Origin of the sequence: Pseudomonas sp. 8 R 14, from assembly GCF_900005955.1 — a bacterium.
Lineage (GTDB): Bacteria > Pseudomonadota > Gammaproteobacteria > Pseudomonadales > Pseudomonadaceae > Aquipseudomonas > Aquipseudomonas marginalis.
Genome location: NZ_CVTH01000077.1, coordinates 403,381 through 424,439 on the forward strand (window position 1 = coordinate 403,381; position 21,059 = coordinate 424,439).

The 21,059-nt window shown below is 60.7% G+C and carries 21 protein-coding genes; 5 read left to right on the forward strand and 16 right to left on the reverse strand.

Features of this window, described 5'->3' with window-relative positions:
- Positions 1-343 precede the first annotated feature (343 nt).
- From BFQ01_RS21995 to BFQ01_RS22015, 5 genes are all read left to right on the forward strand, one after another.
- Entirely contained in the window at positions 344-643 is a 300-nt protein-coding gene (locus BFQ01_RS21995) for a hypothetical protein (RefSeq protein WP_065926887.1), read from the forward strand.
- A 79-nt stretch (positions 644-722) separates the two neighbouring features.
- A complete protein-coding gene (locus BFQ01_RS22000) occupies positions 723-887 on the forward strand; it encodes a DUF1328 domain-containing protein (RefSeq protein WP_003170804.1) in 165 nt (54 codons plus the stop codon).
- A 2-nt stretch (positions 888-889) separates the two neighbouring features.
- Positions 890-1,330: an inhibitor of vertebrate lysozyme family protein gene (locus tag BFQ01_RS22005; RefSeq protein WP_065926865.1), complete on the forward strand. Its 441-nt coding sequence runs from the start codon at positions 890-892 to the stop codon at positions 1,328-1,330.
- Between the two features lie 754 nt (positions 1,331-2,084).
- Entirely contained in the window at positions 2,085-3,416 is a 1,332-nt protein-coding gene (gene gltP, locus BFQ01_RS22010; RefSeq protein WP_065926866.1) for a glutamate/aspartate:proton symporter GltP, read from the forward strand.
- A 97-nt stretch (positions 3,417-3,513) separates the two neighbouring features.
- Positions 3,514-4,743, forward strand: coding sequence for a nucleoside recognition domain-containing protein (locus BFQ01_RS22015; RefSeq protein WP_027608018.1), 1,230 nt, complete (start codon positions 3,514-3,516; stop codon positions 4,741-4,743).
- Between the two features lie 88 nt (positions 4,744-4,831).
- On the opposite strand, the gene BFQ01_RS22020 is transcribed toward BFQ01_RS22015, so the two are convergent.
- From BFQ01_RS22020 to BFQ01_RS22095, 16 genes are all read right to left on the reverse strand, one after another.
- Entirely contained in the window at positions 4,832-5,443 is a 612-nt protein-coding gene (locus BFQ01_RS22020) for an ABC-type transport auxiliary lipoprotein family protein (protein WP_065926867.1), read from the reverse strand.
- Positions 5,440-6,378: an MlaD family protein gene (locus tag BFQ01_RS22025; RefSeq protein ID WP_027608016.1), complete on the reverse strand. Its 939-nt coding sequence runs from the start codon at positions 6,376-6,378 to the stop codon at positions 5,440-5,442. The genes BFQ01_RS22020 and BFQ01_RS22025 overlap by 4 nt, the downstream gene beginning before the upstream one ends.
- A 1-nt stretch (position 6,379) precedes the next feature.
- The gene (locus tag BFQ01_RS22030; protein WP_065926868.1) at positions 6,380-7,183 is read right to left on the reverse strand and encodes an ABC transporter ATP-binding protein; all 804 of its coding nucleotides are present in this window, start codon (positions 7,181-7,183) and stop codon (positions 6,380-6,382) included.
- A complete protein-coding gene (locus BFQ01_RS22035) occupies positions 7,180-8,328 on the reverse strand; it encodes an MlaE family ABC transporter permease (RefSeq protein WP_065926869.1) in 1,149 nt (382 codons plus the stop codon). The genes BFQ01_RS22030 and BFQ01_RS22035 overlap by 4 nt, the downstream gene beginning before the upstream one ends.
- A 54-nt stretch (positions 8,329-8,382) precedes the next feature.
- Positions 8,383-9,414 carry a DUF5924 family protein gene (locus BFQ01_RS22040; RefSeq protein ID WP_065926870.1) on the reverse strand — a complete coding sequence of 344 codons (1,032 nt, stop codon included), beginning with the start codon at positions 9,412-9,414 and terminating at the stop codon, positions 8,383-8,385.
- A gap of 72 nt (positions 9,415-9,486) precedes the next feature.
- Positions 9,487-10,869: a M16 family metallopeptidase gene (locus BFQ01_RS22045; protein ID WP_065926871.1), complete on the reverse strand. Its 1,383-nt coding sequence runs from the start codon at positions 10,867-10,869 to the stop codon at positions 9,487-9,489.
- A gap of 57 nt (positions 10,870-10,926) precedes the next feature.
- On the reverse strand, positions 10,927-12,585 hold the full coding sequence (locus tag BFQ01_RS22050; RefSeq protein WP_065926872.1) for a Na/Pi cotransporter family protein: 1,659 nt from the start codon (positions 12,583-12,585) through the stop codon (positions 10,927-10,929).
- Positions 12,586-12,797: 212 nt separating this feature from the next.
- Positions 12,798-13,565, reverse strand: coding sequence for a TerC family protein (locus BFQ01_RS22055; protein ID WP_027608010.1), 768 nt, complete (start codon positions 13,563-13,565; stop codon positions 12,798-12,800).
- A 68-nt stretch (positions 13,566-13,633) separates the two neighbouring features.
- Positions 13,634-14,941, reverse strand: a complete 1,308-nt coding sequence (locus tag BFQ01_RS22060) for a CitMHS family transporter (protein ID WP_003170826.1) — start codon at positions 14,939-14,941, stop codon at positions 13,634-13,636.
- 313 nt (positions 14,942-15,254) lie between these two features.
- Positions 15,255-17,216 (reverse strand): DUF7844 domain-containing protein, encoded by a 1,962-nt coding sequence (locus BFQ01_RS22065; RefSeq protein ID WP_065926873.1) that lies wholly within the window; start codon positions 17,214-17,216, stop codon positions 15,255-15,257.
- The gene (locus BFQ01_RS22070) at positions 17,213-17,533 is read right to left on the reverse strand and encodes a DUF2388 domain-containing protein (RefSeq protein ID WP_027608008.1); all 321 of its coding nucleotides are present in this window, start codon (positions 17,531-17,533) and stop codon (positions 17,213-17,215) included. Before BFQ01_RS22070 ends, BFQ01_RS22065 begins: the two co-directional genes overlap by 4 nt.
- A 26-nt stretch (positions 17,534-17,559) precedes the next feature.
- Complete coding sequence (locus BFQ01_RS22075; RefSeq protein WP_065926888.1) at positions 17,560-17,868, reverse strand: DUF2388 domain-containing protein; 309 nt, start codon at positions 17,866-17,868, stop codon at positions 17,560-17,562.
- Positions 17,869-17,971: 103 nt separating this feature from the next.
- Positions 17,972-18,292 carry a DUF2388 domain-containing protein gene (locus BFQ01_RS22080; protein WP_027608006.1) on the reverse strand — a complete coding sequence of 107 codons (321 nt, stop codon included), beginning with the start codon at positions 18,290-18,292 and terminating at the stop codon, positions 17,972-17,974.
- Between the two features lie 136 nt (positions 18,293-18,428).
- Positions 18,429-18,614 carry a DUF1127 domain-containing protein gene (locus BFQ01_RS22085; protein WP_027608005.1) on the reverse strand — a complete coding sequence of 62 codons (186 nt, stop codon included), beginning with the start codon at positions 18,612-18,614 and terminating at the stop codon, positions 18,429-18,431.
- A 259-nt stretch (positions 18,615-18,873) separates the two neighbouring features.
- Positions 18,874-19,089, reverse strand: a complete 216-nt coding sequence (locus BFQ01_RS22090; protein ID WP_003187413.1) for a DUF1127 domain-containing protein — start codon at positions 19,087-19,089, stop codon at positions 18,874-18,876.
- Positions 19,090-19,407: 318 nt separating this feature from the next.
- Complete coding sequence (locus BFQ01_RS22095) at positions 19,408-20,901, reverse strand: acetyl-CoA hydrolase/transferase family protein (protein ID WP_065926874.1); 1,494 nt, start codon at positions 20,899-20,901, stop codon at positions 19,408-19,410.
- Between the last annotated feature and the right edge of the window lie 158 nt (positions 20,902-21,059).

Consider the following 21,059-nt stretch of genomic DNA (forward strand, 5'->3'; position numbering starts at 1 on the left):
TAATCGGGCAAGTTGCATGGTTTATTCTGATCGATAAAAAGCAACGTCGTGCAGCTATCTGCAAGTCTTCCTACAAAGCCCCGTCTGATGGCGTTTTCATTCCGTCTTGCCACTTCGGCAACTCAACCCGCGCATTCGATCCTTTGACCCGACCGCTGGCCATCGTGCATTTCGCACGGCCTGTAGCGGTGGATCGTGCAGGATGCTGCGCCGCCAGTTGAGCCTTAATTTATAAGATGTTGATTTTAATGGTTTTTATTTTGTAAAAAAGCTGGCATGCGCTCTGCAATACCTCTCTCAAGAGCGTCATGAACGAATAATCAGAATGCGGGAGAAAAGCAGCATGACTCGCCAACACCTCAGCCAACTGCGTGTATCGCCACTGCGTATGCAACAGGGGCTGTTTGCCAGCCTGGCCCTGATGGTCACGCTGATTGCAGGCCAGCAGATGCAACATTGGCAGCAGAGTCAGCCCCAAGCCCCGCAATTCGAACGTCCGGTAATGACCCAGACCCATTTCAGTTCCATTGAGAGCCGTGCCGTCGGGAGCGTTTCTGCCGATGTGACCGCCAAGCAATTGAGAGTGGCCGATCAGGACTCCACCCTGGGCGAGCTGCCAACCCAAGAGCGTTGGGTGTTCTAGGCAAAAACGTCGGACGCTTGTGTTGAGCGCCTGAACGGCATCACCGCTGTTACCTTTTATAAGCGTAAGGAGAATCACCATGTTGAGTTGGGCAATCACATTTCTGATCATCGCCATTGTGGCCGCAGTCCTGGGCTTCGGTGGTATCGCGGGCACCGCCACGGGTATCGCCAAGATTCTGTTTGTGGTCTTCCTGGTGATGTTCATTGCTTCGTTCTTCTTTGGTCGTCGCGGCCGAGGCTGAAAATGACCACTTTGTCCCTCAAAGCGATTGCTGCCGCTGTGCTCTTGGGCGGCAGCGGCTTCGCGATGGCCGCCAATGACGGTCAGTCGCGGGCCAACGAACTGCTCAGCGCGGATCCGCAGTACCGCGAGACCTGGCAAGGCGTGGTGAAGAAAGAAGAGCGCCTGCCGGAATGGGTCTTGAACCTGTCGGGCACGGCCGAGCAGATGAATGCCGTGGAAGAAGATGGCGATAAGTACTTGGTGGGGCCGCTCTGCGAAACTGCGGATACGTGCCTTAACAAGCGCCTGATCGTCGCCTTCAGCCTCGACAAGGAAGATGCCTACGCCATGTTGGTGGAAGTCCCTGCCGGTTTGCCGGCGGACAAGTCTCCGACGCGGCATGCCGATTACCGGTTTATCGGTAAGCCGGACGAAGGCATGCAGAAGCTGCTGATGGAGTAGCTGAAGAAAGATCCGAATTGGTACTAGGTTGCGTCTGACGGGTCTGTCGTCTGCGCGATCAGCGTCCATAGAAAGAAGCCTCTCGCTTCTTTCTGTCTGCATCCCCCGCCAAGGGGGATGCATGACCAGGGGGCCGGGTTGTTCTGATCAATTGAGATCGGCGTGACCTACGGGCACAGGGAGTGCCTGCGCAAGGGCCAGGTCAGGTGAAAAGCTGCGACGCAGGTTCACAAGCCCACGGCTTGCTGAACTTGCGGCGGGCTTGTGACTCTTATTCCCGCCTCCTATGCCGCCCATAGCCACAAATCCTGATTTTGCTTTCGACCAACCATTACTGGGTGTGTCGGGGCGACCATCTATCGAGAAAGTTTTGCTCGCGCCATAGGACGTTTCCGACGCTCGACGGCAGAGTTCCCCGGCATTTCTGCCAACCTCTCCAAGACCTGCAAAATCTCTGCGCGAGCCTGAATTGGCAGGTTCACGGCATATTCACCGGACAAAATGTCACATTTGAACTGACCGTTCGGACAGTTATTATGGAAAAAAGTCATGCCGATTTGGCATGGGGTAGGCGTTTACGGCATTAGACGTCGTCCCCTTGCATGGGAATAGTTGCGCCTTTTTTCGCCTGCCAGTAAGCCATTTCGGCCATGCTGCGGTGACCTTCCATGGAGGCAGATGCGCACACTTTTTCGCTCTCGAGCGTTGCAGCTGGCGCATTTGCCTTAAGTCCACTTGAAGTAAGGGTAATGACATGAAGAAGGCAAAGCTAAGCCTCGCCTGGCAGATCCTCATCGGTTTGGTATTGGGGATCGCAATCGGCGCAGTGCTCAACCATTTCAGTGCTGAAAAGGCCTGGTGGATCAGCAATGTGTTGCAGCCAGCGGGCGATATCTTTATCCGCCTGATCAAGATGATCGTGATCCCGATTGTGATTTCCTCGTTGATCGTCGGCATTGCCGGTGTCGGTGACGCGAAAAAACTCGGGCGCATCGGCGTCAAAACCATCCTTTACTTCGAAGTGGTCACCACGATCGCCATCGTGGTCGGCCTGCTGCTGGCCAACCTTTTCCACCCGGGCGCAGGCATCGACATGAGTACCCTGGGTACCGTCGATATTTCCAAGTACCAGGCGACCGCCGCCGAGGTGCAGCATGAGCATGCGTTCATCCAGACCATCCTCAACCTGATCCCGTCTAACATCTTCGCCGCTGTAGCCCGTGGCGAGATGCTGCCGATCATCTTCTTCTCCGTGCTGTTCGGCCTGGGCTTGTCGAGCCTCAAGCCGGAGCTGCGCGAGCCGCTGGTGACCATGTTCCAGGGCGTGTCCGAGAGCATGTTCAAAGTCACCCACATGATCATGAAGTACGCCCCCATCGGCGTATTCGCGCTGATCGCGGTGACCGTGGCCAACTTCGGCTTTGCCTCGCTGCTGCCGCTGGCCAAGCTGGTGATCCTGGTTTACGTCGCCATCCTGTTCTTCGCCTTTGCGGTGCTGGGCCTGATCGCTCGCCTGTTCGGCTTCTCGATCCTCAAGCTGATGCGCATCTTCAAGGACGAGTTGGTGCTGGCCTACTCCACCGCCAGTTCCGAAACTGTGCTGCCGCGTGTGATCGAGAAGATGGAAGCCTACGGCGCGCCCAAGGCCATCTGCAGCTTCGTGGTGCCGACCGGCTACTCGTTCAATCTCGACGGTTCGACCCTGTACCAGAGCATCGCGGCGATCTTTATCGCCCAGCTGTATGGCATCGACCTATCGATCGGCCAGCAACTGATGCTGGTATTGACCCTGATGGTCACCTCCAAAGGCATCGCTGGTGTGCCGGGCGTGTCCTTCGTGGTGCTGCTGGCCACCCTGGGCAGCGTGGGCATCCCGCTGGAAGGCCTGGCCTTCATCGCCGGTGTCGACCGCATCATGGACATGGCCCGTACCGCGCTGAACGTGATCGGCAACGCCCTGGCCGTGCTGGTCATCTCGCGCTGGGAAGGCATGTACGACGACGCCAAGGGCGAGCGCTACTGGAACTCCCTGCCGCACTGGCGCACCAAGCAAGCCCTGCCGACTGCCCAAGCCACTCGCGGCTGATAGCCCGACGGCTGTAAGACAAACCCCGGTAAATCCGGGGTTTGTCGTTTCTGTCAGCCCCGCTATCATTCGCCCCATCTTTCGGGGGATTCAACTGATGCTCAATGGCCTGTGGCTTGGCTTCTTTGTCGTGGCAATGGTGTCAGCACTGGCGCAATGGCTGGTGGGCGGTAACGCCGGGATTTTCGCGGCGATGGTCGAAAGCATTTTCGCCATGGCCAAATTGTCCGTGGAAGTGATGGTGCTGTTGTTCGGCACCCTGACGTTATGGCTGGGCTTCTTGCGTATCGCCGAAAAAGCCGGGATTGTCGAATGGCTGGCCAAGGCCCTGGGCCCGCTGTTCCTGCGCCTGATGCCGGAAGTGCCGGCCGGTCACCCGGCCATTGGCCTGATCACCCTCAACTTTGCCGCCAACGGCTTGGGCCTGGATAACGCAGCAACACCTATCGGCCTGAAGGCCATGAAGGCGCTGCAAGAGCTCAATCCCATCCCTAACACGGCGACTAACGCACAAATCCTGTTCCTGGTGCTCAATGCATCCTCCCTGACCCTGTTGCCGGTGACGATCTTCATGTATCGCGCCCAGCAAGGTGCGCCCGATCCGACCCTGGTATTCCTGCCGATCCTGCTGGCCACCAGCGCATCCACATTGGTGGGCCTGCTGTCGGTGGCGGTGATGCAGCGCCTGCGGCTGTGGGACCCGGTGGTGCTGGCCTACCTGGTTCCAGGCGCATTGGTACTGGGTGGGTTCATGGCCCTGCTGGCGACCCTCTCGGCCACCGCATTGGCCGGGTTGTCGTCAATCCTCGGCAACCTCACGTTGTTCGGCCTGATCATGCTGTTCCTGCTGATCGGCGCGCTGCGCAAGGTTAAGGTCTACGAAGCATTTGTCGAAGGCGCCAAGGAAGGCTTCGACGTCGCCAAGAACCTGCTGCCGTACCTGGTGGCGATGCTGTGTGCGGTGGGCGTGTTGCGTGCCTCCGGCGCGTTGGACCTGGGCCTCGAAGGCATTCGCCATGTGGTGGCCTGGACGGGCATGGACACGCGCTTTGTCGACGCCTTGCCGACCGCAATGGTCAAGCCCTTCTCCGGCAGCGCGGCCCGGGCGATGTTGATCGAGACCATGCAGACCCAGGGGGTGGACAGCTTCCCGGCGTTGGTGGCGGCGACGATTCAGGGCAGTACGGAGACCACCTTTTATGTGTTGGCGGTGTACTTCGGTTCGGTGGGCATCCAGCGGGCACGGCATGCCGTAGGGTGCGCGTTGCTGGCTGAGTTTGCTGGTGTGGTCGCAGCGATCGCGGTGTGCTACTGGTTCTTTGGCTGAGGCTTAAATAGCTATCGGGAGCAAGCCCCCTCCCACATTCTGAATGTGTTCACAGATCCAAATGTGGGAGGGGGCCCCGATGAGGCCCTCAGCGTTTCACCGCACCATTGCCCTGCTGAACAACCCACTCCACCACCTGCCTGTTCAACTGATCTCCCGCCAACCCAAACCCGGTCACCACCGCCGGCACTTTGGTGTCAGTCACCGCCTGCTGCACTTCAAACCGCCGGCTGGCAATAATCCGCTGATCACTCCCACGCACCAGGCGTGCGTCGAGGCGGATCACCACCGCTACCGCACTGCCCCGGTACTCGCTCTGAAACGCCTGCAACTGCCCGCCCAATTCATAATCGGCCTGCAGGTTGGTGTCGTCGGTGCTCAACAGCGTTACGCGTCCATCGCGCTGGAACCCGTCCATCAGGCGATTGCGCAGCAGCACCGGCACTGGGTCGCTCCAGCGTGAGTTCGCATAGCTGCTGATCAAATCGCCATTGGGCACCACGGCGATGCGTGGGCTGTCGAGGAACTCACTGGTCTGCGGCTTGGCCAGGCGCAGCGACCAATTGACTGGCGCGCCCTGGGTCGTGCCCTGGGCCGTAGGCAGTCGGTAGACGTCCGACGGATCCGCCTTGGGCAGGATCGAACACGCGCTGATCAGCGCCAAGGCCACAGGGGCGATCATTTGGTAAGCACGCTTCATGGCGTGAACTCCTTGTTCTTGTCGCTGCCCAGCAGGTAGCCGCTGGGGTTGGCTTCCAGGCGGCGAGAGATGGCGCGCAGTGAACCGAGGGTTTCGCGCAGTTCGCGCACGGCCGGCGCCAGTTCGTTGAGGCCCTGCATGCCGCTGTTCACCGAGTCCTTGTTGTTGGTCAGCAAGGTATTGATGGTGGCGGTGCTTTGCTCAAGGGATTTCATCGCCTGTTCGGCGCTGCCGAAGACCTGCTTGCCTTGATCACTGAGCAGGCCATTGGCGTTGCGCATCAGCGCCGTGGTTTGCTCCAGGGCGGCCCCGGCCTGCTTGCTTACCTGCATCAATTGCTGCATCACCACCTTGATATCCCCACGCTGGTCGGCAATCGCGCCGGTGGTTTGTTCCAGATGGTCCAGGGTGTTGCTGAGGCGCTCGACATTCTGCGCGGAGAACATGTCGTTGGCGTTGTGCAGCAGCAGGTTGATGCTGGTCATCAGGTCGTTGCTGTTATTGAGTAATCGCGCGATCGGCGATGGCGAGGCGATGATCTCCGGCAGGTTGCCGTCCTTGCCCTTGAGCTCCGGGCTTTGCGGCGTGCCGCCGCTGAGTTGGATGATCGAGGTGCCGGTGATGCCGGTCAGCGCGAGTTTGGCCTGGGTGTCTTCCTTGATCGGCGTCTGGCCGGCCAGGCGAATGCGCGCGAGTACGCGGCGCGGGTCCTTGGGATCCAGGCGCAGGCTGATGACATCGCCCACCTTGATCCCGCTGTATTGCACCGAGCTGCCCTGGGACAGACCGCTGACCGCTTCGTTGAAGATCACTTCGTAATCCTGGAAGGCGCTGTCGACGCTGGATTTGGCCAGCCACAGGCCAAACAGCATCGCGCCGACCACCACGATCACGCTGAACAGACCGATCATCACATGATGGGCTCGGGTTTCCATGTCATACCTCGTTGAGCGGTTGAGCGGCATCCAATGCCGCGCGGCCACGGGGGCCGTGGAAATATTCGTGAATCCAGGCGTCGTCCGTTTCCGAGACGCTATCGATGGCATCGGCCACCAGCACCTTCTTCTGCGCCAGCACCGCCACACGGTCGGTGATGGTGTAGAGCGTGTCCAGGTCATGGGTGACCAGGAACACGCTCAGGCCCAGCGCATCACGCAGGGTCAGGATCAGTTGGTCGAATTGCGCCGCACCAATCGGGTCGAGGCCGGCGGTGGGTTCGTCGAGGAACAGGATGTCCGGGTCCAGTGCCAGTGCCCGTGCCAGGGCCGCGCGCTTGATCATGCCGCCGGACAGCGAAGCGGGGTATTTGTCGGCCGCCGACAGCGGCAGTCCGGCCAAGGCCAGCTTGACCGCAGCCAGGTGCTCGGCATCACGGCGGCTGAGCCCGGCATGTTCGATCAGCGGCAGCGCGACGTTCTCGGTCACCGTCAGCGAGGAGAACAGCGCGCCCTTCTGGAACAGTACGCCAAAGCGCCGTTCCACCAGCGAGCGTTCATGTTCCGGCAGGCTCGGCAGGTTCTTACCGAACACCCGCACTTCGCCTTCACTGGGCCGGCGCAGGCCGACGATGCTGCGTAGCAGCACTGATTTACCGCTGCCGGATCCGCCGACCACCGCAAGGATTTCGCCCTTGTACAGATCCAGGTCGAGATGCTCGTGCACGCGTTGGCTGCCAAAGCGATTGCACAGGCCACGCACTTCAATCACCGCCTCGGTGGGCGCACGGTGCAGACGACTCACCAGCCCATCTCCATGAAGAACAACGCAGCCACCGCATCCAGCACGATCACCACAAAGATCGATTGCACCACGCTGGAGGTGGTGTGGGCGCCGACCGATTCGGCGCTGCCGCTGACCTTGAAGCCTTCCAGGCAGCCGATGGCGGCGATCAGGAAGGCGAAGAACGGGGCTTTTACCATGCCCACCAGGAAGTGCTGCACGCCAATGTCCGATTGCAGCAGCGAGAGGAACATCGCCGGCGAGATGTCCAGGGCCACGGCGCAGACCACGCCGCCGCCGACGATCCCCGCCAGCATCGCCATGAACGTCAGCATCGGCAGTGCCACCAGCAACGCCAGCACGCGCGGCAATACCAGCAACTCCATCGGGTCCAGGCCCAGGGTGCGGATGGCGTCGATTTCTTCATTGGCCTTCATCGAGCCGATTTGCGCGGTAAAGGCGCTGGCGGTGCGACCGGCAATCAGGATGGCCGTGAGCAATACGCCGAATTCCCGTAGGAAAGAGAACGCCACCAGGTCCACGGTAAAGATCGTTGCGCCAAAGCTCTTGAGCACTGTAGCGCCGAGGAACGCCACGACGGCACCGACCAGAAAGGTCAGCAACGCGACGATGGGCGCGGCGTCGAGGCCGACCTGTTCAAGATGGGCGACCATCGGCGTCAGGCGCCAGCGCTTGGGCCGGAAAATGCCCCGGGCAAAGGTTTCGAGGATCAGGCCGATAAAGCCCAGCAGTTGCTTGCTGTCTTGCCAGACCTTGTCCACGGCCGCGCCGATACGCGCCAGCACCTGAATGCCAGTGGCTTCTTCCGGCGCTTTGTCCGGCACGCAAAAATCGTTGAGGGAGCGGTAGACGGTCTTGAGCAGCGCGCGGTCGGCTGCGGACAGGCTGCAGTCGGTCTGCTCGGCGGATTGTTCGATACGGGTGGGCCCCAGCAGCTCCACCAGCAGCGAGGCGCCGGCGGTATCCAGGGCGCCGAGGCCATTGAGATCGATGCGCGCACCAGCATCGTATTGGCCGTCGAGCTTGTCCGACAGCATCTTCAGGTTTGCGTAGTGGGCAAGCGTCCAGTCCCCTGTAATCCGCAGTAACGGGGGAGCGGTGGACGTATCGAGGTGGGCTGTGCCGGCCGTAGTACTACTGGTCATAAGCTCCGAGCTTGTCTGGCTATCCACAATTCCTACGTAATAGCACGATCCTGCCTACTTTGGGTTGTCGGTTTGTGCTGTGTCCGTCACTTTAAAACGCAGCACGCCGATCACCTGGCCGTCCTCCGTCAACACTTGGACTTGCCAGCGCCCTACCGCTTCGGGCGGGAAGTTCTGCTTGTGGGTCCAGGCGCGGTAGCCCTCCTTGCGTCCGCCGTGGATGTCCAGGGCGATGCGGTCGACCTCTTTGCCGTTGAATTTCCACACGTGGTAGATGCGCTCATCCAGCCCGCGCGGCGCGTTGATTGCGGTGTAGGCATAGAGCCCGCCGTTGCGCAGTTGGGCGGCGCTGACTTCCTTGAGGTCGTCACCCGGCGTGCGGTCTTGCAGTTGGGTGCTGATCGCCACTTCGGTCATCCACAAGGTGGCCGGCGGTACCCAACTGCGCAGGAACCAGCCCGCGCAACCAATGGCGGCCGTTACCCCCAGCAGCATCGCCCAGCCCTTGAGGCTGCGCAGCGGCAGGCTCACCGCCAGGCTTGGAATCGACAAGGCCATGGCGACGCCGAGGGCGAGTTTGTAACTTTCGGCGGTGGTCAGGTGCAGGATGATCGGCAGCGCAGTGAGCAGCGCGGCGAACAGGGTCAGGGTGTGCAACGCGAGGAACAACGAACGCTTGGGCGCCAGCCATTTGTAGTACAGCGGGTCGACGATCGACACCAGCGCGGCCGCGCCGAGCAGGCCGGTGAACACCGATTGGCCGCTGTTCCAGGCGGTGGTGACGAAAAAGAACGGCAGCACGAAGAACAGACTTTCCTGGTGAATCATCTGGGTCGCGTAGCGCAGCAGGGGTTCGGGTATTTCGCGCTTGAAGACTTTGGTGAACAGCTGGGTAAAGCTGTTTTCCAGCATCAGCCACAGCCAGCTCACCAGCATGATCACCGCGATCCAACTGGCCATGCCCTGCTGGCGATCCACCAGGATGAAGCTGCATACACCCGAGATAAAACCGCCGAGTGCAATCACCCCTGGGTAGCGCTTCATCAGTTCGAGGACGCGGGTGATTAAGCGGGTCAGGTTTTGCATTCGGCGGTTCGCAGTCTTTGTAGGAAAAAATCCCAGACAGAATAACGTCTTAGGCCAGGGTTCGGTGCCTCATTACGCGATCCGTTTGCGATAACGGCGCACGCCGATCAACGCAATGGCGATCAGCCCGAGGACGCCGGCGCCGATCCAGTTGAGCATGTCGTAGCTCAGCAGTGGTTTCTCGATGCGCCAGTAACCCGGTTGCTTGAGCAACTCGCGCATGGCCTGGCTGGTCTGCTCCAGGCTCACGGCCTTGATGCGTTTGACCGGGTCGCTGAAGTGGCCGTTGTCGTAATCGCCCGAGGCGCTCCAATAATAGTCGGCCAGCGCGCTGTTGCCCTGCACGGCCCAGGCCTGGCGGGCGATGGCGGCCTGTTTGAGGCGCGCGAATACCGTTGGGTCAAGGCCGTCCTTGAGCAGTTGCGCCTTGAGGTCTTGCAGCACCTGCTCGGCTTCGGGGAGGTTGTCCCGCTCGAGGTCGGCATTCAGGCTGAGGAAGCCAACGCCGCCGAGCACTTCGCGCTCGCTCCAGGGGCCGTAGGACAACCCATGCTTGAGGCGCAGTTGGCGGTACAGCGCCCAATCCAGGTAATCCTTGAGCAGGTCGTAGGTTTCATCATGCTGGTCGTCCAGCACCGGCTCGGGGAACAGCCAGTGCAGTTTGGCACTGTCACCCACCCAGCCGTGGATCAGGTCGCGGTGGCTGGCGGCGGCGTGCTGGATCTGCGGCAGCGCCGGGTGCTCGCTGGGTTCGATCGGGTCGAGTTGACCGTAGGTGCGCTCCAGGTAGGCCGGCAGCAGTTTGTCGAGGTCGCCGACGATGATCAGGGTCATGTTGTTGGGGGCGTACCAATTTTTGCGCAGCGTCTCCAGCTGGTCACGGGTCAGGTGATCGACCTCGGCACGCTCGGCGCATTTGAGCCCCAGCTCGATGGCCAGTTGATTGCTGGCGGTGTGACCCAGGTCCTGGCGGTCGAGCAGGCGTTGCAGGTGGGAGTAATGACCGCCGTCTTCGCGCTCGACGACCTGTTTGGCCGCGTTGATATTGGCGTCGGTCAACTGGGTGCGGGTGATGATCGCCAGCAGCAGGTCGAGCACCTTGCGCTGGTTTTGCGCGGGTGCCTCGATCACAAAGGTCGTATCGGCGTTGCTGGTGTAGGCGTTCCACTCGCCACCCAGGGCTTGCATGCGGTCTTCCAGCTCGCCTTCGCCGCCGCCGTCGATACCGCTGAACAGCAAGTGCTCGAGCAGGTGCGGCAGTTCCTTGTCTTCGCAACCGAAGTCGTCCAGGCCGACGCCGACCACCAGGCGAATCGCCACATGGCCGCGCTCGGTGCCCGGTTTAAGCAGCAATTGCAGGCCGTTGGGCAAGGTGTAGCCCTCAACCTGCAAGCGGTCAAAGGCAAGGACGTGGGCAGAACCCATGAGCAGGCAAGCGAACAACAGGCGACGCATAACAAGCTTCCTGGCGAGTGAGGTCAGCTTTAACTGACTTCACGGGCCATCGTACGTTCAGGGCGAATGTGTGATGTCGGCAATATCTTCGGCGGAGAGTGCGCCGGTGTCGGACGTTTCCAAGACTACATAAGCACTGCTGCAAAACAACGAGTTCAAGCGTTTCATGTCGGCAATCAGCTCCAGGTGCAGGGAACTGGTCTCCAGGCTCTGCACGATCTTGCGTTGCAGGCGACTGACGTGGGCGTGGGCCAGGCGGCGTTCCTGGGCGCGAAAGCGGCGCTTTTCGCGCAGCAGTTGGCGGGCGCTTTCCGGGTCGGCACTGAGGAACACCGACAAGCCCAGGCGCAGGTTGGCGATCAATTGGCTGTGCAGGCCGGTGAGTTCTTCCAGGCCCACTTCGGAAAACTGGCGGCGTTGGGAGGTTTTCTGCTGCTGGACTTTACGCAGCATGCGTTCGATCAGGTCGCCGGCCAGTTTCAGGTTGATCGACAGCTCGATGATTTCGGCCCAGCGCCGACTGTCTTGCTCGCTGAGGTCTTCGCGGGGCATTTGCGCCAGGTAGAGTTTGATCGCGCTGTAGAGTGCCTCGACATCATCGCTGAGGCTGCGTATTTCCTGGGTAATGGCTGTCTGTTTGCCGCGCAGCACTTCCTGCATGGCGGTGAGCATGTTGTCGATCAGATCACCCAGGCGCAGGGTTTCGCGCGCGGCGTTGGCCAGGGCCAGGCTCGGTGTGGTCAGGGCCGTGGGGTCCAGGTGGCGCGGTTTGGCCTTGCCGTTGACCTCGTCCCGCTCCGGCAGCAACCAGGCGCACAGCCTGGCCATGGGGCCGATGGTGGGCAGCAGGATCAGGCAACGGCTGACGTTGTAGAGCAGGTGGAAGGTGATGACCATGCCTTGGGCGCTGTAGTCCAGGCCGTCCATCCACAGCACCAGCGGGTCGAGCACCGGGATAATCAGCAGCAGGCCGATCAGTTTGTACAGCAGGCTGCCCAAGGCGACCTGGCGACCGGCGGCGTTCTGCATGCTGGTGCTGAGAAAGGCCAGCACGCCGCTGCCGATGTTGGCGCCGATTACCAGGCCGATGGCCACGTGCAAGCCGATCACCCCGGCGCCGGCCAGGGTGGCGGTCAGCAGGACAGCGGCGAGGCTGGAGTAGGAAATCATCGCGAACAGGGCGCCGACCAGGGCATCGAGCAAAATATCGCCGGTCAGCGAGGCGAACAGCACTTTCACGCCCTGGGCGTGGGTAATCGGCCCGGCGGCTTCGACGATTAACTGCAGCGCGAGGATGATCAGCCCGAGGCCGATCCCGACCCGGCCCAACTGCCCGGCCCGCGTCTGTTTGCGCGACAGGAAGAAAATCACCCCGAGAAAGATCAGCAGCGGCGACAGCCAGGACAGGTCGAAGGTCAGCACCCGCGCCATCAGCGCGGTACCGACGTCGGCGCCGAGCATGGTCGCCAGGGCGGGCACCAGCCCCATCAGGCCCTGGCCGACAAAGGAGGTCACCAGCATTGCCGTGGCGTTGCTGCTCTGCACCATGGCAGTCACCAGGATGCCGGCGACAAATGCCAGCCAGCGCTTGGACATATTCTGCCCGATGACTTGACGCAGGTTGGAACCGTAGACCCGCAGAATGCCGGTACGGACGATGTGCGTGCCCCAGATAAGCAGGGTCACGGCGGAAAGCAGATTGAGCAAGGTCAGCATGCTCGGCCCCCCGTGTGGGTGTGCGCCATTTGGCGCAAATGAGAATTGCCGCGTGCCGTTCTACGTCTTGTAGTTAAGCTGTAGTTGGCGAATGGGCTCGGCGCCAGCATCGCATAGCTAAAGTGGGGATTGAAACAAAACTGTCATGAAATCAGCTTTTTATGCATGAAAAAAAGGGGCTTATAAAAGCCCCTTTTTTGTCTGGCTCGGGTTTATTGACCCGGAATATCCTTGCGCAGTTTCACAGGGTCCTGCTGTTTCTTCTTTTTCGCGATGGCGGTGCGCATCTTGATGTTCACCGCTTCCACCGCCAGCGAGAATGCCATGGCGAAGTAGACGTAGCCTTTTGGCACGTGCACGTCGAAGGATTCGGCGATCAGTACGGTACCCACCACCAGCAGGAACGACAGCGCCAGCATCTTCAGCGACGGGTGCTTGTCGATGAAGTCGCTGATGGTGCCGGCGGCCAGCATCATCACCAATACGGCAACAATGATCGCGGCAACCATGACCGGCACATGGGAGACCATGCCCACGGCGGTGATCACCGAGTCCAGGGAGAAGACGATGTCGATGATCGCGATCTGGATGATGGTGTAGATGAACTTGCCACCGGCGCCCTTGGGTTCGTCGTGGGTTTCGTCTTCACCTTCCAGGGCGTGGTACATCTCCTGGGAGCTTTTCCACAGCAGGAACAGGCCACCGAAGAACAGGATCAGGTCGCGGCCGGAAATGCCTTGGCCGAAGACCACGAACAGGTCGTCGGTCAGGCGCATGACCCAGGTGATCGACAGCAGCAACAGGATTCGCGTGACCATGGCCAATGCCAGGCCGAAGATCCGGGTGCGTGCCTGCATATGCTTGGGCATGCGGCTGACCAGGATCGAAATCATGATGATGTTATCGATGCCCAGGACGATCTCGAGGGCCGTCAGGGTGAAGAAGGCAATCCAGATTTCCGGATTGGTCAGCCATTCCATGTGTATTCCTTTGAGCAAGTGTTAAACCGCGCAAGCTGCAGCGCCGCGCGGTGAGTGAGTCGGTACGATTATAGAGTGCTGAACAGCGGAAAAATCCCCATCAGCAATGCGGCGAACATTATGCACAGGCATACCAGTACTGCCCACTTCAGGGTGAAGCGCTGGTGATCGCCAAATTCGATACCGGCCAGGGCCACCAACAGGTAGGTCGACGGTACCAGCGGGCTGAGCAAGTGCACGGGCTGGCCAACAATCGAGGCGCGGGCCATTTCCACTGCGGTGATGCCGTAATGGCTGGCGGCTTCGGCGAGTACTGGCAGTACGCCATAGTAGAACGCATCGTTGGACATGAAGAAGGTGAACGGCATGCTCACCAGTGCGGTGATCACCGCCAGGTAAGGGCCCATGGCTTCCGGAATGACGGCCAGCAGGCTCTTGGACATGGCATCGACCATGCCGGTGCCCGACAGGATGCCGGTGAAGATCCCTGCGGCGAAGATCAACCCGACCACCGCCAATACGCTGCCGGCGTGGGCGGCGACGCGGTCTTTCTGCTGTTGCAGGCACGGGTAGTTGACGATCATCGCGATACTGAATGCCACCATGAACAGCACCGGCAGCGGCAACAGGCCGGCGATCAGGGTGCACATCAGGGCCAGGGTCAGGGCACCGTTGAACCAGATCAGCTTCGGACGACGGGCGTCCGGGTATTGCGACACGCTGATCTCGCTGTGGTCGATCTCGTCGCCTTGCAGGTGCAGTTCACCCAGGCGCGCCCGTTCGCGCTTGCCGTACATGTAGGCAATCACCAGGATCGCGACCACACCGGCGGCCATCGCCGGGATCATCGGTACGAAAATATCCGAGGGGTCCACGTGCAGCGCACTGGCGGCGCGGGCGGTCGGGCCGCCCCAGGGGGTCATGTTCATCACGCCACCGGCGAGGATGATCAGGCCGGCCATGATCCGCGGGCTCATGCCGATGCGCTGGTACAGCGGCAGCATGGCGGCCACGCAAATCATGTAGGTGGTGGCGCCGTCACCGTCGAGGGACACCACCAGGGCCAGCACGGCGGTGCCGACCGACACCTTCAGCGGGTCGCCCTTGACCATCTTGAGGATCTTGCGCACAGCCGGGTCGAACAGGCCGGAGTCGATCATCAGGGCAAAATAGAGGATGGCGAACATCAGCATCACGCCGGTGGGCGCGAGCTTGGTAATGCCTTCGAGCATCATCGGGCCGATCTTCGGTGCGAAACCGCCGAACAGCGCGAACAGGATAGGCACGATGATCAGGGCGATCAGCGCAGACAGGCGCTTGGTCATGATCAGGAACATGAACGTGATGACCATGGCAAAGCCAAGGAAAGTCAGCATAGGAATACTCCAGGCGTAGCGCGGCTAGGGAATGGCGAACCGGGGTGGGGTCAGCGCAGAACGAAGGGCACGAGGCGTACGGGTGGAGTTGGGGCGAACAGGCGGGTACGGACGGACATCGGGGATCACCATTGTTGTTGTGTACAGCCGGTCTGTTGCCGGCAGTTGGGGGCGATCCTAGACGCGTTAGCTTTCAGCCAGCTTTCGTTGGCAAAACAGTTGGTGGTGGGAAGATGTACGGTCTTCAGGTGTACACATTTCAAATGTGGGAGGGGGCTTGCTCCCACATTGGAATGTGTTTATCCCGTGTACTTCAGGGCAGCTCGAGGCCGCCCGCTGCTTTGTGCAGTTTGCGCAGGTGTTCACCCACCTGCTTGAGGTTGGCTTCACACGCAGCAATTTCGGCCGCGCGGGACGGATCCAGCAGCGCCCTCACCTCTTTATCCAGCTCGCCGGTGAGCGATTGCAGCTGCTTCTGGCGCTCGGCGCTTTCCGATTCCAGGCGCTTGGCTTCCGATGGTTGCGGCAGGCCATAGCCACCGCTGCCCAGCAGTTCTGCGGGACGGCTGAGGAAGCCACTGTTGGCGAGGATCTGCTGCAGTGTGGCGTTGGCTTTCTCCATGCCGCCGTTTTTCAGCTCGCGTGCACCGAGGTAGCGTTGCTTGACTTCGTCCTGGGCCAGCATCAGCTGTTTGCGAAAGCTCGCCTGTTCCAGCAGCAGCAGTGCGGCGCTGGTGCGCAGGTCGGCCTGGTCGAACCACTGGCGGCGCTCTTCGGCGCTGAGGGACAGCCAGTCTTCAACCTGGGTCTGTTTGATCGGCAGGTGTTTGCGCAGCACGTCGAACATGGCCTGGTAGCGTTCTCGGAAGGAGTCGAAGTGATACCCCAGGCGCATGGCCTCGCGTTTGTCGTTGAGTACGCTGGTATCCGCCAGGCCGCGGGCTTGCAGCACTTCCAGCAGGCCATTAGGCGTGATGTTATCCAGGCCGGTCAGCTGCGGGTTGGCGCTGCCGCTGCGCAGCAGTTTCAGGCTTTCGACCGCGCAATTGTTGGACAGGAAGTAATAGTTGCCGTCATAGCTCCAGTGCATTTCAGCGGCGTGCTCGACGGTGTCGTTGATCTCCTGGCGCGACAGTTTCAGCGGCACGGACGCCAGGCCGCGCAGTTCGGTCTTGGTGTATTCGTCGATCACCTGGGCCAGCGGCAACACGAACAGCCGTGACGGGTACTTGCCCACCAGGCCGTCCCAGCTGGACAGCTGTACATCGCCGACGAAGGCGCGGTAGGACAGCACCAGGTGCTGGTCCAGGTCGAGCCGGCAGTCCGGCCCACGGGGGCGGCCCGGCGCGCAGATCACCAGGCGCAACATACTGTGGCCCCAGCGGCTGACCAGGTTCTGGTTGGCTTCGGCCAGCAGGTAGTCGATTTCGTAGACCCGCTCCGGGTCGACGTGGCCCAGGGGTGTCTTGGCGAAATCGTTGCCGGCGTTGAGGAACGCGTAGGTCTTGGCGCAGGTGTCTTGTTCCGGTGGGGCCCAGCCGAAGTGTTCCTTGTAATAGCGGAACAGCGCGGGGCGCCGGCAGGCATAGCTTGGGTCGAGGAGGAAGTACTCCATATTGACCGCTACGAATTCCAGCGGGCTGGTGGTTTCGTAGATATCCGGGCTGCGCGCGACCTGACGGTTGTGTTGTTCGCGCTCACCGCGACGGCCGACATATTGCGGCCAGCCCGCCAGGTCCAGCAGGCGCGGGTCATCGCTGAGGGTGAAGCGTCGGTCATTCTGGCCACGGCATTGATCGGGCAGGCCGATCAGGCCGGTGATGTTGTTCTGGCGGCTGCAACGCTGGATCAGCGCGCGTTCGTCCTTGGGCCACAGGCGCGCACGGTCATAGATGTGGGTCAGTTCATGCAGCACGGTGGCGAGCATTTCCCGGCGCACGGTGCCGTGGGGGCGATTGGTTTTTTGCGTGGCGGCGCTGCCGTCGGTCAGGCTGTCGAGCAGGTTGCGGTTGAGGTCCAACTCGGACACCAGAGAGGCCTGGCCGTAGGCATTTTCGGGCATCTTGTCGGTCCAGCCGACATCGATGCGCCGGTCCAACTGCTCGACGAAGCGCGGTGGCAGCGAGCGCATCGCCTCGTCGAGCAATGCCTGGCTGGCCTGCTGTTCGGTCGGGCTCAAGCCATCTGTCTTGAGCCGCAGTTGCAGGCTGGCCTGGGCTGCGCTGGCACACAGCAGCACAGTCCCGGCCAGGAGCCAGGCGACAAGGCGCCTCACAGAGCGAGGATAGCTTCGGCGAGGGTCTGGTCGCTGGCATCGCGCGCTTCCGGCAGGCGGGTGCGCAGGGTGTCGAAGGCGGCTTCCAACTGTGCGCCGCGGATCTCGCCGTTGGTGGCGACGAAACTGGCCGCGTCATCGTGGGCTTCGCGCACGACTTTGGAGTCGCGGATGGAGGTGGTGGTGTCCGAAGTGAAATCAATGGTGCGGCCAGAGGCGCGAACAATGATGTTACTGGTGGCCACCAGGGTATGTGCCTGGGCAACGTCGGCCAACAACAGCAGGCCAAGGGTGGCGGCGATCAGCGGGCTACGCATGGAATGACTCCGAAATACAAAGATGATTATTGGACGAGAATTGCCTGCGCCAGTTCAAGGTCGCTGGCGTTAAGTTTTGGTTGGGTACGGCGCAGGTAATCCAGCGCGGATTCCAGCCGTGCACCCCGCCATTGGCCGTCAGTGGCGATAAACGCAGCGGCATCAGCCTGGGCAGCCACGACTACTTTCCGGTCGAAAGGCGCGGAGCTCACCTTGCTGGTGGCGTACGCACTCGCGACGGTACCTTGGATGGTCAGGTCAAAGGCCGAAGCCAATGGCGACCAGCTGGCACACAAACACACAGGGACTATTAGCAGGCGGTATGAAAAAGCCATGGGACTCGACAACTGAAAGCGAGCGCCAAGGCTAGCGTAATGCCCGAGCGAGAGCCAGTGCGTCGGCATCGGGGAGCGACGGGCGCTCCCGTTGTCAGCCCACTCAAATAGCCAGGATGGCTTGGGCCAGTTGTGCGTCAGTCGCGGTGTTCAGTTGCGGCGCTTGTTGGCGGATCTGGGCCAGGGCGCTTTCCAGCTTCACACCACGAATGGCGCCTTCGCTTGCGACGAAGCTGGCTGCGTCGTCACGGGCGGCGCGCACGACCTTGTTATCCCGCAGTGACGAAGTGGCATCGGAGGTGGCGTCGGAAGTAGCCTTCAGTGCGCCGACGATGGAGTCGGTGGTCACGATGAAGCTGGATGCGCTGGCGTTGGTGGCCAGGGCCAGCAGGGCAGCAGCACTCAGCAGGCGAATACGGGACATGGGGTGACTCCTGTAGGTGAACGAATAAGGTGGCGCAGGGCAGCCATTGGGGATCAGACGCCTGTTCTAAACGGTTCGCCACGTTGTGCATGGATATTAAGCCGCTGTTTATCCGTTCGGAAAGCTTCTTGACTGCCTAGTCTCGCCAGAACGGCTTGGACAGCTCGGCCATTCGGTCTCCCGGGCTGATGCCGACATCGGAGAGTTCTCGAAGATCGAGTTGCGCCAGTTGGCGGCGTTCGTAGGCGTGGCGGAGCCATTTGGCCAGCGTGGAAGCTGTCCTGTGTAACAGCCGTTTATAGAGAGAGGGTTGGGTGTCCATGGTGAGCGCCTTCCGTGAGGTCCTGGAACACCATGGTGGGCGAGTTGCTTTGACCGTTACAGATACACCAATGCTTAATTGTACTGCTTAACTGTTATATTTTTTGAACTGTACTGGTTGAGATGAATGGCTTCTGTTTGGCCTGGAACAAGGCTGGCCCCGAAACAACAAAGCCCGCCTCCGGTCTCCCGGGGCGGGCTTTGTTTTGACAAATCAGTGCTGGCTGTGGACCCGGTGGGTCAGGGCCAGCGGGCGTCAATTAACGCCAGAACGGCTTGCTCAGCTCTTCGTAGCGTTGAGCTTCGCTGATACCGGCATCAGCCAGCAGACGCGAATCCAGACGAGCCAGTTGATGGCGGCTGGAGATGCGGCGCTGCCACAACATCAGGTTGGCGAGAACGCGCAAAGGCAGGGAAGCCTGGGTGTTTACAGCTTTTTCTTCGAAGAACAGTTCGGAACTGAGTGTACGTTCCATGATGACATCCTTCCGCTTGTGGCGGGATTAGGTAGTGGTTTAACTGATGCCAATGATCCTCTTCCGGCGCAAGACTCTCTAGATACAGTTCACCTGTATTGTGAGGGGCCAGTTAACTGTTTATAGGCGCTGTACTGTACGGAAATGGGGCAACTGTACCTGTCCGCACTGAAATAGTGCGAAATAGGCATTTTATGATGTGGGGGTGGGAATTTTCGGTAGGAAATGACCGGTACAGCAGTACAGTTTTTTCAAGAATCGAGGGTTGTGGCATCGAGCTGACGAAACTGTGTTTGCGTCAGCTCGAATCTGTATCAATCAAGCCTTGAGCATATGCCCGGTTTCTTCCAGGTTAATGTGCCAACTCAGTGCTTCGCGCAGGATGTGTGGCGTGTGTCCGCCGATGGCGCAGGCTGTGTTGAAGTAACTGTTCAGCGCATCGCGGTATGCCGGATGCACACAGTTGTCGATGATCACCCGGGCCCGCTCCCGCGGCGCCAGGCCCCGCAAGTCGGCGAGGCCTATTTCGGTGACCAGGATATCGACGTCATGCTCAGTGTGGTCCACATGGCTGACCATCGGCACCACGCTGGAAATCGCGCCGCCCTTGGCAATCGACTTGGTGACGAAGATCGCCAGGTGCGCGTTGCGCGCAAAGTCGCCGGAACCGCCGATGCCGTTCATCATCCGCGTACCGCAGATGTGGGTGGAGTTGACGTTGCCGTAGATGTCGAACTCCAGCGCCGTGTTGATGCCGATAATGCCCAGGCGCCGCACTACTTCAGGGTGATTGGAAATTTCCTGCGGGCGCAGCACCAGCTTGTCTTTGTAGTGCTCCAGGTTGCCGAACACGTCGGCATTGCGCCGCTCCGACAGGGTGATCGAGCTGCCCGAGGCAAAGCTCAGTTTGCCGGCGTCGATCAGGTCGAACGTCGAGTCCTGCAACACTTCCGAATACATGGTCAGGTCTTCGAACGGCGAATCGATCAGGCCGCACATCACTGCGTTGGCAATGTTGCCGATCCCGGCCTGCAGCGGGCCAAGCTTGTTGGTCATGCGCCCGGCGTCCACTTCCTGCTTGAGGAAGTTGATCAGGTGGTTGGCGATGCCCTGGGTGTCGCTGTCGGGTGGTGTCACGGTGGAGGCTGAGTCGGCCTGATTGGTGATCACGATGGCGACGATCTTCTCCGGCGGGATCGGGATCGCGGTGCTGCCGATGCGGTCGTCGACCTTTACCAGCGGGATCGGCGTACGGGTTGGCCGGTAGGTCGGGATATAGATGTCGTGCAGCCCTTCCAGATTCGGGTTGTGTGCCAGGTTGATCTCGACGATCACTTGCTTGGCGAAAATCGCGAAGCTGGCGGAGTTACCCACGGACGTGGTGGGCACGATATGGCCTTGTTCGGTGATCGCAACGGCCTCGATGACGGCAATGTCCGGCAGCTTGAGCTGGTTGTTGCGCAGTTGCTCGACGGTTTCCGACAGGTGCTGATCGATAAACATCACTTCGCCGGCGTTGATCGCCTTGCGCAACGTGCTATCGACCTGGAACGGCATGCGTCGGGACAGCACGCCGGCTTCGGTCAATTGCTTGTCCAAGTCGTTACCCAGGCTGGCGCCGGTCATCAGGGTGATTTTCAGCGGGGACGTCTTGGCGCGTTCGGCCAGGGCGTGGGGGACGGCCTTGGCTTCACCGGCACGGGTGAAGCCGCTCATGCCGACGGTCATGCCGTCCTCGATCAGTGCGGCGGCGTCTGCCGCGCTCATGACCTTGTTCAACAACGAAGGCAAGCGGATACGATCACGGTACATGAATTGTTATCTCAGGCTACGGAAGCAAGGTGGGCAGTGTAGTGATTTCAAAAAGTTTCGGCCCGCTACCATGGTCGAATGCGGGGCAGCGATTTAGAGCCTTTGGTCGGGTTTCATGGGGTAATAAAAAACCCCAGCCTACTGGAGGCCAGGGTTTC

Coding starts and splice junctions, on each gene's coding strand:
- BFQ01_RS21995 (WP_065926887.1), top strand. CDS start 344: ATGACTCGCCAACACCTCAGCCAACTGCGTGTATCGCCACTGCGTATG.
- BFQ01_RS22000 (WP_003170804.1), top strand. CDS start 723: ATGTTGAGTTGGGCAATCACATTTCTGATCATCGCCATTGTGGCCGCA.
- BFQ01_RS22005 (WP_065926865.1), top strand. CDS start 890: ATGACCACTTTGTCCCTCAAAGCGATTGCTGCCGCTGTGCTCTTGGGC.
- gltP (WP_065926866.1), top strand. CDS start 2,085: ATGAAGAAGGCAAAGCTAAGCCTCGCCTGGCAGATCCTCATCGGTTTG.
- BFQ01_RS22015 (WP_027608018.1), top strand. CDS start 3,514: ATGCTCAATGGCCTGTGGCTTGGCTTCTTTGTCGTGGCAATGGTGTCA.
- BFQ01_RS22020 (WP_065926867.1), bottom strand. CDS start 5,443: ATGAAGCGTGCTTACCAAATGATCGCCCCTGTGGCCTTGGCGCTGATC.
- BFQ01_RS22025 (WP_027608016.1), bottom strand. CDS start 6,378: ATGGAAACCCGAGCCCATCATGTGATGATCGGTCTGTTCAGCGTGATC.
- BFQ01_RS22035 (WP_065926869.1), bottom strand. CDS start 8,328: ATGACCAGTAGTACTACGGCCGGCACAGCCCACCTCGATACGTCCACC.
- BFQ01_RS22040 (WP_065926870.1), bottom strand. CDS start 9,414: ATGCAAAACCTGACCCGCTTAATCACCCGCGTCCTCGAACTGATGAAG.
- BFQ01_RS22045 (WP_065926871.1), bottom strand. CDS start 10,869: ATGCGTCGCCTGTTGTTCGCTTGCCTGCTCATGGGTTCTGCCCACGTC.
- BFQ01_RS22050 (WP_065926872.1), bottom strand. CDS start 12,585: ATGCTGACCTTGCTCAATCTGCTTTCCGCCGTGACCCTGCTTATCTGG.
- BFQ01_RS22055 (WP_027608010.1), bottom strand. CDS start 13,565: ATGGAATGGCTGACCAATCCGGAAATCTGGATTGCCTTCTTCACCCTG.
- BFQ01_RS22060 (WP_003170826.1), bottom strand. CDS start 14,941: ATGCTGACTTTCCTTGGCTTTGCCATGGTCATCACGTTCATGTTCCTG.
- BFQ01_RS22070 (WP_027608008.1), bottom strand. CDS start 17,533: ATGCGTAGCCCGCTGATCGCCGCCACCCTTGGCCTGCTGTTGTTGGCC.
- BFQ01_RS22075 (WP_065926888.1), bottom strand. CDS start 17,868: ATGGCTTTTTCATACCGCCTGCTAATAGTCCCTGTGTGTTTGTGTGCC.
- BFQ01_RS22080 (WP_027608006.1), bottom strand. CDS start 18,292: ATGTCCCGTATTCGCCTGCTGAGTGCTGCTGCCCTGCTGGCCCTGGCC.
- BFQ01_RS22085 (WP_027608005.1), bottom strand. CDS start 18,614: ATGGACACCCAACCCTCTCTCTATAAACGGCTGTTACACAGGACAGCT.
- BFQ01_RS22090 (WP_003187413.1), bottom strand. CDS start 19,089: ATGGAACGTACACTCAGTTCCGAACTGTTCTTCGAAGAAAAAGCTGTA.
- BFQ01_RS22095 (WP_065926874.1), bottom strand. CDS start 20,901: ATGTACCGTGATCGTATCCGCTTGCCTTCGTTGTTGAACAAGGTCATG.